Source organism: Flavobacterium sp. (assembly GCF_039930565.1).
In the GTDB taxonomy this organism is placed as follows: Bacteria; Bacteroidota; Bacteroidia; order Flavobacteriales; family Flavobacteriaceae; genus Flavobacterium.
In genome coordinates, this window is the sequence record NZ_JBDTTP010000001.1 from 25,147 (window position 1) to 39,343 (window position 14,197).

Genomic DNA, 14,197 nt, shown 5'->3' on the forward strand with positions numbered 1-14,197 from the left:
GAAATCTGTTGGTATAAATAACAATTTTATTCATTGAAGTTCAATGTGCTATAAAAAGAATCTTGAATTGAAAATAAAATTAAATCTAATGCATCTTTTTAAGATGGACTTATTAATCAAATGTATAGACATATTTTACAGTTTCTTTTCATAGATAGTGCAGAAACTGGAACAAAAAATGAAATGTAAACTTTTTGAATTAGTATCTTTTTATCATAAAAATAGAAACCTATTCATTTTGAATGAAAAAACTAATTGAAAAAAGAGTTTCCAAATTAGATTCACTCACAATTGAATATTGTGCAACAAAATATTCAAAATAATCTCCAAAAATATAATTAATTAATAGTCTGTTTTTTTTTTATAAATTGCTTTAACCACTGGGTTGATGTGTTCTCGAAAAAATGATTTAGCAGATTAACATAATGTTATTTTCATTTGAAATATTGGATAAAAGTTTGCCTGTTTTTAGTTTGTTTTATTTTGTTCAGATTGGTACTCGCCTTGTACCTCATAATCTGAATATACCAGTAAGTACTGGGCTGTTAATTTCTGTATTGGAAAGTAAACAACAATTTCAAAACATGTCAATTCCGATTATTTGCCTTGCCGATTCAAAGCTTTAAAATCCTAAGCTTTGTGTATCTTCAACGTCATGTAACCAAGGTAAATATTGTTTAAAACACTGTCTAAGAATACTAGATTTTAGATAGCTATGGCCTTTGGTATTTATTTTTGTACGTTTAAAATTTCAAAGATAAAAAGTAGTTATCAAATGCAACAGAAACCTCTCAAATTTAAAATATATCACAAAAAAAGCTCCAGATATTTCTGAAGCTTTTGTTTTAGTAGAAGGTACAGAATTTGAACCATCTTTTTTATTTAAAATATACATATTTATAATTTTGCGAATGCTGTTTCTTTCGCTTATTAATTAAATTGGTCTTTTATAAACGGTTACATCATCTACCCATATCATTACAGCTGAAAATAAGTTAATTTTATTAGGGTTTATAAAATTAGAATCTTTAGATCCCACATTCATATTGAAAATAATCGAATGTGTTCCAAAATTATTAAAATTAAGATTGTTTACACTATTGTTAGTGTATTCTGCAACTGTTACATTGTCAACCTTTATGGTTACTGTTACAATATTGTTTTTCATTTTCCAGAAGGATTCATATAAGTGCCATCCGTTATTTCCATTTAGATTAAAATTAGAAGGATAGTTTCTTTCGGCAGCGTTTCCTAATGAGTTGTTTCCGGAAGAAGTTCCATAAAAAATATTTGAAGTATACCGGCTTGCATTAGGTGCAAAAGAATATCCTTCCAGAATATCGATTTCTCCTTTGGTTGGCCATGCGTTTTGCTGTACAGACCAAAATGCCGGCCAGGCCCCATACGTATCTGTAAAAGATTTGTAGTTTCCACCATCCATCGCTATTAATTTAATATTAGCAGAAAGCATATACTCTGTATTGTTTTCTGGTTTGTATTGGTAATGAGAAGTAATGAAACCAGATTGATATTTGTATGTGCTTAATTTGGTTGTTTTGATCTCTAGACATTGTTTTCCATCTCTCCATTGTGTTGTAGGCACAGAACTATTATAATCACAATACCAGGAATTATAATCTGCTCGTTGTTCTTTTGTCCACTGTGAAAGATTAGAACCTACATTGAATGTATCTTCAAATTGTTTCACCCAGGGTGCTGCGGCACTTTTACCCGTACTTTTATTTACGCCTGCACTTGACACCTGCTCATCTAATACAGGAGCCGCACTATCTGAGCAGGATGCAAATCCTAATACATATGTTAGTGTCAATGATAATAAACTTAATTTTTTCATAATTCTGTTTTTTGGTTAATAGTTGCAGTAAAGTAATTTGTTTTAAAATTTAATCTAAGCCTTCCAGGAATCCTGTGTGTGAACTTTTGATAACAAAATTTGCATCATACAATAAAGGCCAGTCATTTCCAACGTGGTTCAGATCTGTACTATACGGAATCCACGATTCATTATCCTTCATCCCCCAAATGGTTAAAGCGTATTTATTTGCTGGAGGTAGCGCATTATAAATCTTTACCATTTCCTTGTATTTCTCTTTTTGAGCCAGCCTTCTTTCATTTGTAAAAGTAGAAATATCATTAGTTGGATTGACTTGGATATCTAACTCCGAAACATGAATTTTTAAACCTTTTGCCACAGCTTTATTAAAATCAGTTTCAATTTGAGCTTTGGTGGGGCTTAAATACGTGTTATGCATCTGAAAGCCAAGTCCGTTAATAAGATTACTGGCTTTTAAATCATCTACAATGCTAAAAACTTTATTTTGTTTGGGGATATTGGTAGATGTTGCATAATCATTATAAAACAATAACAAATTTGTGTCACCTGCCGCATTTGCTGCATCCCTGGCCCATTGAAAACAATCTTTTATATAATTAGGCCCCATTCTTTGAAGAAAAATCGTATTTCTCATGTTACCGCTATTGTCATCTGCTGCTTCATTAACAACATCCCACGATTTTACTTTTCCTGCATAATGGGTAACCACATCAGTAATGTACTTTTTTACTTCTGCCTTAAATTCAGCATCAGTACCAGAAAAATCTTTTAACCATTGTGGAACTGCATTATGCCATACCAAAGCATGACCGTGAACATTGATACCGTTGGTGTTTCCATAAGCCACAATTTTATCAGCGGCAGTCCAGTTGTATACACCACTTGCCGTAGAAATTGGGTCCATTTTCATTTCGTATTCAGCGGAAATACTGCTAAATTCATTTTTCAAAATGATATCATAACCACTTCCATTAGTTAGCTGCGAGGCCTTAACCGCCATACCTACAAAAAATGGATTTGCTAATTTATTCGCTTTTATTTTTAAAAAAGCAGGATCTTCAGGAATGTTACTTGTACCGGTTGTTACAACACTAATAACATTTGAATAACCTGAAATTTCTGTATCAGTTTTGGCTCTTACTCTGTAATAATATTGTGTTCCGCCTGTTAACCCAACTACAACTTCATTTAAATCAGTTACTTCTTTTGAATTGTAATTAGTTACAAATGTTTCAAAATTTTCAGTGGTAGAAACATCCAAAAGATAGCTTTTTGAATTGGAAACATAATTCCATTTGGCTTTGAAACCGCTATCATTAACATCTTTTGGTGCGTTAGCAATTGGTGTTTCTAAAGCGACAGCAGCTTCATTATCGTCTTTTGAACAGGCGTTAAAAAAAACAACTAAGCAGGTCAGCATTAATAAAAATTTAATTTTCATACTGTTTATTTTATTATAGAATATTCTCATCTTAAGTGGAATACGCCGTATTATAGTTTAAGTGATATTATTTTTGAATGTTAACTTCTAAAAAGGCTGCTTTGGCATGGCAACCTTTTTCTGAAGTTTAAAAATTAAAATGCAAACCATTCATTACTGGTAGCGAATTTTAATATTATCAAATTTTATGATACTCGGATTAGGTGTATCATTTTGAATAACGCCAATTTTTATTTCATTTATTTTAGAAGCATCCAATGTAATTGCTGAGTTTGCACCATAACCATAATCATCTTTAAAATCGGCTATTGAAATTGTTTTGGTTGTCCAGTTCACATCTGTAACTTTAAAGTTATAAGCGTAGTTGATGTTGTCTATAGTGTTTAACTGAATAGCAAATTGCGCACCTGTAACATTTGCACTTATATCAATATCGATATAAGTTTTTGCTGCATCTGTATTAGTTGCACTTAGAAAACTTGTTCCTCCTCCGGCGCTGCTTCCGTTGTAACCATTTGCAGTCGAACCTGACCAGGTAAAGGTTGCATAATTGCCTGATGGACCACCGGCAGTATTTGCATTAAAAGCAGCAACATCACCATAAGAGAACCAATCTTTTCTTACGCCGTTACCATCAAAATCAGATACAAGAACGACAATTTCTGGAGTTGGAAGTGCAATTACTTTTTTTGCGGCACCTCCTGGTGTAGTAATTTCCAGCTCTGATCCAACAACAGCATCTATTGGTATGCCAATAATAATTGAAGAAGATGATTTTACAGAATAGCTGACTGCTTTTCCTGCTAAAGTTATCCCAGAAATATTATAAAACCACGTTCCTTCAATCTCCAGCGGAAATCCTGGAGTTGCTAGAGCAGGAGTTGTTTTTGTAATCGTGGGAACAGGTTGTAAAATCTCAATATTTTTAGTTACCGAACCATTTGCGGTAACAAATGTGATAGGCTGAACGCCAAATCTGCTTCCTAGTTTATCATCAAAAGGAATAGTAAAAATAAAAGCTTTATCAGAATTGTAATTAGAATTAAAGCCGATATCGATTTTGTTGTCCAGCGTAATCTTTTTTAATCCTGTCAAACCTTCACCTTCAACTCTGACTTTATTCAGAGGAAAGGCCTGATTTAGTAAATCTCCGGGTTCTGCAACCATTGCAGCTACGTTTGTAGTGGCCGCATCATCATTTTGGCAAGCTGTAAAAAAGGTCAGAGCCAAAAGAATTAGAATTCTATATTTAATTTTATTGATCATAGTATAAATTAATTAAAGTTAAAAGGAACCGGTGCTTCCAATAATGATGGATTGGTATCAATTGCAGACTGAGGCAGTGGCAACTCAAAATAATTGCTTCCCGGAGTTATTTTATTGGAAATCAACTCTGTTCTGGCATCATCAGAATAAAAACCAACTTCCTGATTAGAAATAATTGCTGTAGCTTCAGTGATACCGCGTCGTTTTAAATCGAAGAAATATTGTCCTTCAAGGGCAAATTCAATTCTTCTTTCCTTAAATAATTCGTCTCTTGTAAGTACTGTTTTATTTGGCAATCCGGCTCTTGTTCTTACTTCGTTAAAGGCAGTAAGCGCAGAAACAGAAGTAGTTGAGCTTGATCCGGCCAAAATAGCTTCGGCATGCATTAACAATATATCAGAATATCTGAGGATTATGGTGTTTTGTGAAGTCTTCATAAAAAACACATCATTTCTTTCTGCAGCTGAGCCTACAACATATTTTCTGAAATTAGCTCCTGTAGAAGAAAGGATCTTTTTATACGTAAAGCCATCAGAATTTTTTAACAATTCAGGATAAAAATCACCATCAGTCATGATCGTGTGTTTTTTTCTTTTATCCTGAGGTTCAAATCCGGCTTGCAGAGAGATAGAAGGCAAATAAACTCCCCAGCCATCACCGCCTCCGGTTATACCGCTGGTTGCAGGAACAATATAAGCCTGATTGGTATTTTGTGTTCCCCATTCTGTAGCAATAGCTTTCCATTGCAGGGCAAACATACTTTCTCTGCTATTGTTGTTTTCCGGACTGCTGAACATGTTTCCGTATTCCTGAATTAGAGAATATTGTTTTCCCATAATTTCCCCGGTCAAACTGGCACATTCTGAATATTCATTTAGTGTTAGATGCACTTTTGCGAGAATACCCATAGCTACAGTTTTATTTACATATCCTTTCTTTTTTGAAGTTTCCGGAAGATTTTCGATGGCATATTCTAAATCCTGCTTAATAAATTTATAAACATCAGAAATTAAATTTCTTTTTGGTTGTGGTGCTGAACCTGCCTTTGCAACAATAGGAACAGCTCCAAAAGTTCTCACCAAATAGAAATATGCATTTGCTCTCATGAATCTTGATATTGCTATCGATTTTTTATAAGAGTCTTCAGGTAATTCACTTTTTCTGTCTTCAACTAATTTCATCAGATTATTAGATTGGTCAATAACGGAAAATAACGAAACATATCCTTCTGTTAAGATTGGGTTTTGTGAAGTTACCTGTGCATTTAAGAATTGTGAATAAGCCCCGTCAAATGTAAAAGCGTTACCGGCATACATATCTCCAACGGCAATCAGAAATTTATCATTAAAAGTAAACCACGGTTTAAAATACAAACTCTCGGCAATTCCGTCAAAGGCTGTAACGCCTTCTGGTAAATCGTTTGGTGTTAATTGATTTTCTGATGGTGCGTCCAAAAATTCATCTGAACAGGAAAATAAAGACAGCAATGGTATCAGCATTCCCATCATAAAAAGTTTAAAAAGTTTTTTCATAACTATTATTTTATGTTAATGACTATAAATCATTAAGTTAAAAGTGTTTTTTAAGTTTTAGAATTCTAAATTCAGACCTGCAGAAATTGTTCTTGGTACAGGGTATCTTCCTAAATCAATACCGCTTAATGTAATATTCTGATCTAAATTTCCCAGAGCAGGGTCAAATCCTGAATATTTGGTAAACGTGTATAAATTTTGAACATTAGCATACAATCTGACTTTAGAAATGATAGACTCCTTGAATATTTTACTTGGTAAATCATAGCTCAAAGAAATATTTTGAATTCTCAAATAAGAACCATCTTCAACAAATCGGTTCGAAATTCTACCATTTGCGTTTGGATCATTAAGTGTAATTCTTGGTACATTGGTGTTTTCGTTTACTCCAGTTTCGAAAGCATTTAAAACCTGAGTACTAACATTTCCAAATCGATCGCCAAATCCAGGATAAATTCCATCTGTATAATGACGCGTAAAGTTGTAGATTTCACTGCCCTGACTTCCTGTTAAAGCAATAGATAAACTAAAGTTTTTGTATTTGAAATTATTCGTAAAGGCATAAGTAAAATCAGGAATTGCACTTCCTATGGCTGTTTGGTCTTTAGCATCAATCTTTCCATCGCTATTAAGATCCTTAAAACGAATATCTCCGATTCCGGTTCCGGTTTCCTGAATTGGTCCTGCTGCTAATTCACCAGCATTTTTAAATAAACCATCGGTAACATATCCGTAAAATTGTCCTATGGGTTGTCCTTCTGTCGTTTTAGTAACGGTATAAAAGTCAAATTGTACTTTTCCTAATAAAGATTTTCCTTCTCCTTGAAATTTGGTTAGCTCATTGTTGTATTTTGATAAAATAATGGTGCTGTCCCATGAAAAATTTTCTGTAATAATATTTTTTGTGTTTAATGTAAACTCCGCACCTTTAGTTATGATTTCTCCTACATTTATAAAATAATTCTGAGCACTTTGATTAGACTCGTCATTGACTTGTTTGGTTAGGAAATCTGAAGAATTCTTAATGTAATAATCAAAATCTATTTTTACACGATTATTCAGCAATCCTAATTCGAAACCGGCATTAAATGACTTAAGAGACTCCCATTTGACATCTGGATTTGCTAAATTATCAATAGTTGGAGCCACGCCTCCAAATGGTGAAGAAAGCAGTGACAGATTGGTGTCGTATCTGTTTGCCGGAATATTTTGATTTCCTACTGCCCCATACCCTGCTCTAAATTTTAAGTAATTTACAGTATTTGATAAAGGCTCAAAAAACTTTTCGTTACTAACAGTCCATCCTCCTGAAAATGACGGAAAATAACCCCATTTATTATTAGGACCGAAGTTTGACGATGCATCTGCTCTTAAAGAAGCTGAAAAAGAGTATTTGTCTGAAAAGCTATAATTTAATCTAGAAATGTAAGAGGCCATAGACCATCTGCCAGAACCATTTCCGTTTAGAGCTGTATCAATATCACCTATATTCAAGTTGGTAAAATCTTTATTTAAAAACTCACCCGTTCTGTAACCGCTTAAATATTCATATCGGCTTTCCTGTGATTCCTGACCTAATAAAAAAGTAAAGTTGTGATTTTCGTTTATCGTTTTATTATAAGTCAAATAATTTTTAATATTCCAATAATAGCTTTGATCCTGTTGCTTGAATGATTTGTTTAAAAGCTCATTTACTGTTCCTAGAGTATATTTTGGGACAAAAACACTGCTTTTTGCAAAATTTAGATCATAGCCTAATTCAGATCTGAAAACTAATCCCTTGATCAAAGTAAAATCAGCAAATAAATTACCATTAATTTTAAATCTTTCTGTAGTAGCATTATTGTATTCAGCCAATGCAATTGGGTTGGTCGCTTCATTTGCCGAAGAACCCAATCCAGAAGTGGGCCCTGCATATGAACCATCTGCAGCTCTAACCGGTAATTCAGGAGATTGTCTTAAGGTATTCATAACTAAACCACCTCGGTCATCATTTCTTACCACTTGTTGAGAAGAGTGGCTTACAGACATATTGTTTCCGATTTTTAACCATGATTTAACATTAGAATCTACATTTAAACGCAGTGACAATCTGTTGAAATCAGAATTTACAACAACTCCTTCCTGATTAAAGTAATTTAAAGAAGTGTAATATCTTGTTCCTTCTTTTTCACCGGAAAATGATAACTGGTGATTATAAACCGTAGCAGATCTAAAAAGTTCTTTTTGCCAGTCTGTTCCTTTACCTAATAAGTCAGGTTTTTGATATTGATAGGGAATAGATTCACCATTCAGTGAGAAAATTTTTGTTTGATACTTTGCATATTCTGGTAAATTTAATACGTCAACAGTATTTATTATTTCCTGAACACCTAAATAGGTTTCATATGCAAATGTTGATTTTCCTTTTTTTCCTTTTTTAGTTGTAATCAAAACGACACCATTGGCACCATTTGCACCATATATTGCAGTTGCCGATGCATCTTTTAAGATATCAATAGTTTCAATATCAGAAATGTTCAGACCAGACAGGGCAGAGTTTTTCGTTTGTCCGTTTCCTCCGCCTAATGCGCTGAATGAAAAGGAATCATTGTTTTTATCCGCAAAAACAGGTGTTCCGTCAATAACATATAAAGGTTCGTTACCATTTATAGAAGTAATTCCTCTAATTTGAACAGAAATTCCGCCTCCCGGAGTACCAGAATTTTGAGTAACGTTTACACCTGCCGCTTTACCTACAAGGGCCTGATCGATAGAAGTAAACGGCTTGTCCTGAATTTCAGAAGCTTTAATAGAAGAAACTGCCCCATTTATATCTTTTCTTTTTGAAGTTCCGTATCCGATCACAACAACCTCATTTAATTTTTCGAGGTCATTTACCATTACAACCTCCATTATCGGCATTGCAGGCAATGATAAATTTTTATATCCTACATAACTAAAGTTCAATATAGCATTTGGTTCTACATTGTTTAAGACAAAACTACCGTCAAAATCAGTGACAGTTGTTTTTTTTGTTCCTTGTACTATTACACTAACACCTGGAAGGCTTGTTCCCCCTGATGTTACTTTACCTTTAACAGTCTGAGCAAAGAAAAAATTTCCCCACATACATACTATTAAACACAATAGTTTCTTTAATGTTCTTTTCTGCATAAAATTTGGTTGTTAGTTTAAGTTAAATAATTAGGTGTTTTTAGTTTGTAAACATTTAAAATGTTGTTTTTATCAGTCTCATTGTTTAGAGTTATGAAGAGAAACTACTTCTTAAATATTTCTTAACGAAAGTAAAATCTAGAGGGGTGCGAGTGTAGAACAGATGAAGCAAATCATGCATCATTTGATGTAAAAACAGCATACCAGCCTCTTGTATTAATGAAAAACTTACTTCAACCATCAAAACTATTAATGAAGCATTGCCAAAAAATTGGCTTAAAAAATATATTTTATAAAAAAATACTGTAGTAATTTTATTAAAGACACAAGTGCCATAGAGTTTAAAAACAAAAATTTTCAGATACTATTCTGATAAAAAAAGCCCCGGTTTTTTAAATCGGGGCTTTCTAAAATTACTATAATAGCTGTTTATGTTTATCCTCTATTATCTATTCCTTTGCTGTTACTTCCTGAGTAGGAAGGTATCCGTATTTAATTTTATAGCATTTGGCGAAATACGAAGGTGACGTAAATCCAACTTTATAACTAATCTCATTAATATTAACATTTTTATTGCCTTGCTTAAGTAATTGCTTTGCTTTTTCTAATCGTACGTTTCTAATAAACTCATTTACTGATACACCTGTTAGTGTTTTTATTTTACGGTACAATTGACTCCTGCTCAGGAAAACTTTGGTAGAGAGCAACTCTACACTTAAGTCAGATTCACTCAGGTTTTCATTAATAAAATGAAGAATTTTTTGAATGAAATCATTGTCTAAAGATGTTGTTTTTTCTTTCCCATCTTTTGTTATACCTGTATAAAATTTCTTAAACATTATTTGTCTGCTTTTAATGAGCTGTGCCAGACTTGATTTTAAAATATCTAATTCAAATGGTTTGCTCAAATACATATCAGCGCCAGAATCTATTCCTTCAAGCCTGTCATTTACCATTGCTTTTGCAGAGAGCATTAATAGCGGAATATGACTTGTTTTTAAATCTCCTTTTATATTTTTGCACAATTGCAAACCGTCCATTACAGGCATAATAACATCTGTAATTATGATGTCTGGTAATTTCTGAATAGCAAGTTCGTAACCTTTTTTACCGTTTTCCGCTGTAAGGACTTTATATAATTTACTTAGTTCATTTTTTAGATAATTTCTTAATTCAAGATTATCCTCCACAATCAGAACGGTGTATTCTTTTTTAGTATCTTCTGCAATCTCTTTTGTTGGTTCATTAGGAATATCTTCTTCTTCATCTGTTTGATTTTTATTGGATTCGAATAAGAATTTATTTTTATTTTTTTCTATTTCAAAAACCTGATCAAGTATTTCTTTTTCATTATAAAAAGATTTGCCTAAAGGAAATTTTACCATGAATTTTGTTCCCTTTTCCGGTTTACTTTCAACCTCAATCTTTCCCTTATGCAGCTCCACAAAGTCTTTTACCACCTCTAAGCCAATTCCTGTGCTTCCGTAGTAATCTTTATTAAGGTTATCGACCTGATAAAATCTATCAAAAATTCTTTTCAAATCCTCTTTTTGAATTCCTGAACCGGTATCTGTAATTGTTATTGAAAAGGATGGAACTTTATTGCCATCCATTGTTAAAGAATTATCCTCATCTAATTTATCTACAGAAATAGCAATAAAGCCATCATCGGGGGTAAATTTGAAAGCATTTGAAATGATATTAAATATTATTTTTTCAAGCATCTTGGGATCTAACCAATCTTCAAGCTCTTCAAGTGAAGATTCAAAATCAATAGTTATGTTTCTTGCAGCTGCTTCCTCATCAAAATAGCCTATAATTTCATTGACAAATGCGATAACTTCAATTTTTTTAACCTGAAGGAAAACTTTATTAAACTCCAATTTATTAAAATCCATAAGCTCATTGATAAGCCTTGAAAGCCTGTCTGAGCTTTTGTGTACGATTTTTAATTTATTATGGACTTCGCGGGATACATTTTTACTTCTTAAAATATCTTCAAGAGGATTAATAATCAGGGTTAGCGGTGTTCTAAATTCATGCGAAATATTAGTAAAAAACTGTAATTTCTTATTATTTAATTTCTCTAACTGAATTGTTTTTTCTCTTTCTAAAATTATAGCCTGCCTGGCTTTAAAACGATTTTGGTAAATCTTATTGAGATAAATAATCAGGAAAACTAAAATAGATGCGTATATTAAATACGCCCAGATAGTTTTCCACCATGGAGGCAGGATTTTTATTTTTAATTCTAACTGAACATTGCTCCAGGAACCATCTGCATTAGCCGATTTTACTTTAAAAACATAATTTCCGGGTTCAAGATTTGTATAAGTCGCTGTTCTGTTATTCCCTACATAATTCCAATCCTTTTCAAAACCTTCAAGATAATAGGCATATTTATTTTTTTTAGAATAATTGTAGTTTATCCCTACATATTCGATCGTAAAAACGGATTGCGAATGATTGAGAATAATTTCTTTTGTCTGAGAAATTACTTTTGTTAAAGGCGAAGATTCTTCATTTGGTTTTACTGATTTATTGAATAATTTGAAATCACTGAAATATAACTTTGGCGCTTTTTCTGCTTTTTTTATCTCTTTCGGATTAAAATAGTTTACTCCCTCATAACCACCAAAATACAGTTCGCCATTTCCATCTTTAAAGACAGCATTATTATTAAAATCATTGTCAATAAGACCATCGTCCTTATTAAAATTTGTGCTTTGTTTGTTTTTAAAATCGAGTTTTGTTAATCCTGATCCACCGCCTATCCATAAAGATCCATTATTATCAGAAATTATCGCCCGGATTGATTTTTCTTCAAAACCCGGAAAATCATCGTAATTAGAAAAAACCTTATTTTTTTTATTGTAACTAAATAGTCCTTCACCATCTGTCCCTATCCATATTTTTTTATCATTTGATTCATAAATTGATAAAATAGTCTGGATACTGTTATACTTCGTCTTATCACTGAACATTTCATTCCTCATATTTATCACTTTAAAACGAGAGTCGGTATTTAGGCTTACCTGATATAATCCTAAGATAGTTCCTACCCATAAAATATTATCAGAATCTACAAAAACTTTACGGATAAAAGCTTCATCTAAGGCGTTTTCCACAAACGGCTGAGTGTTACAATGAACAAATGTGTTGTTCATATAGTCAAAATAGTGAAGCCCTTTTATGAAAGTTCCAATCCAGATTCGGCCTTTTGAATCTTCAGAAAAACTAAATATCCGATTCGATTTTAATCCTGATGCATTTGTCGTATTGTAGTTTATGAATCTGGTAGTCCCATTTTTCAAAAAGTATATGCCACGATCCCAGCTGCCTATCCAGATATTTTGCTTACTGTCTATAAATATAGTCTGGATATCAACTGCGTCAAGTCCTGAGTAATAGTTTTGGTTATTTTTGTTAACATGGATATAACTTTTATCTGAAAGATTATAAATATCAAGTCCTCCTCCTTCATTACTTATTAACAGATTGCCTTTTTTATCTTTTATAACTGAAGTTACATAACTGGTCTGCAAAGAATTATCATTATTCACAAGTGACTCAAGTGAATTAAATTTGTTAGCCGGTTTATCAAATACACCAAGTCCTTTGTTGAAATAGCCTAACCACAGTCTTTTTTCCTTGTCTTCGTATAACGACCAAACGGAATTAGATTTTAAACTGAAATTATTGTACTTACTGTGTAAATATTTTTGCAGTACTTCTCCCTTATAATTTACAACTAACAGTCCATCATTTTCAGTACCACAAAGTATATAATCCTTACTGCTTTGTATAATGGATAAAATTTTATTTTTAGTAATAAAAAAATTCTCAAATTGATAGTTATCCGTTTCAGGTTTAATTTTTATCAGTCCGTTTTCAGTAGTTCCCAGCCATAAATATCCAAATTTATCAATAACAAGGTTTTCTATATCATCTAACAAAGGCAATCTTTTAAACTTGTCTTTATAAACCTGCTTCACTTTTCCACTCAGATCAATTTCTAAAAGGCCGTAACTAGTTCCTAAATAAATAATTCCCTGTTTATTCTTTACCGAACATTTTATTAAAAAATTGGGTTTTTCCAGGATCTTTGAATGAACTAATGTAGCTTTTAAGGTTTTTATCTTAAGTTTAAACATCCCAAAACCATAAGCCCCTAATATGAGGTTGCCATTATTATCTTCAATAATTGTTTTTACAGTGATGGGCTGCTCATAACCTTTTACAATTGCATCCTGGATATTGATTCTCGTAAAATTATCCAAATCCCTATTGTATAAACACAAACCTTCATCTGTACCAACCCACAAGTTATTTCCAGAATCAATAAAAGTTGTATAGATAAAGTTACTGTTTACTGACTCTGGTTTTTTATCATGCTTATATCCAAAATAATTTACTCCATCATATCGATATAGACCTGCACCATTTGTACCTATCCAGATAAAACCATTGTTATCCTGAATAATAGAAGAAATAGCTCTTTTTGAAGTTGTTTCCTGTATGCTTCTAAATTGGTAGTTTTCAAATTTATCCTGAGAAAACAAACAATTTATTAGCCCAAAGCAGCATAGAAGTATATATTTGATATTTTTCATTTACATTCTGACATTTAACCAACTTTATTTTAAAATCAAATTTATAATTGATTCTTATTTAATCCTATATAAAACAATATTAATAAAACTAAACAGAATCTTAACTTTTTTTATACAGATTTACTATATTACTGTTGACCTGTTTGGAATTTTATTTAAGTAGGCATATCATAACTACAACAGAAATAAATCAAATCTTTGAACTGTAATTGGTCAAAGACTCATGTCCTCCATAATAATTCCGGGCATATGTATAGGTTAGTAAAAGTTCATGAATTTGCCTTTACACCTTTTTCTTCAAAGTAGTTATAGGAACTGATTAAAATGGATAGGT

At 32.2% G+C, this 14,197-nt stretch carries 6 protein-coding genes; all 6 read right to left on the reverse strand.

The window, feature by feature from the left end:
* Positions 1–934: 934 nt before the first annotated feature.
* Positions 935–1,855 (reverse strand): glycoside hydrolase, encoded by a 921-nt coding sequence (locus ABI657_RS00070; protein ID WP_348095186.1) that lies wholly within the window; start codon positions 1,853–1,855, stop codon positions 935–937.
* Between the two features lie 49 nt (positions 1,856–1,904).
* A complete protein-coding gene (locus ABI657_RS00075) occupies positions 1,905–3,296 on the reverse strand; it encodes an endo-1,4-beta-xylanase (protein ID WP_348095187.1) in 1,392 nt (463 codons plus the stop codon).
* 153 nt (positions 3,297–3,449) lie between these two features.
* A complete protein-coding gene (locus ABI657_RS00080; RefSeq protein WP_348095188.1) occupies positions 3,450–4,562 on the reverse strand; it encodes a hypothetical protein in 1,113 nt (370 codons plus the stop codon).
* An 8-nt stretch (positions 4,563–4,570) separates the two neighbouring features.
* Entirely contained in the window at positions 4,571–6,094 is a 1,524-nt protein-coding gene (locus tag ABI657_RS00085) for a RagB/SusD family nutrient uptake outer membrane protein (protein WP_348095189.1), read from the reverse strand.
* Between the two features lie 57 nt (positions 6,095–6,151).
* Positions 6,152–9,250: a TonB-dependent receptor gene (locus tag ABI657_RS00090; protein ID WP_348095190.1), complete on the reverse strand. Its 3,099-nt coding sequence runs from the start codon at positions 9,248–9,250 to the stop codon at positions 6,152–6,154.
* A gap of 449 nt (positions 9,251–9,699) precedes the next feature.
* A complete protein-coding gene (locus tag ABI657_RS00095) occupies positions 9,700–13,863 on the reverse strand; it encodes a two-component regulator propeller domain-containing protein (RefSeq protein ID WP_348095191.1) in 4,164 nt (1,387 codons plus the stop codon).
* Between the last annotated feature and the right edge of the window lie 334 nt (positions 13,864–14,197).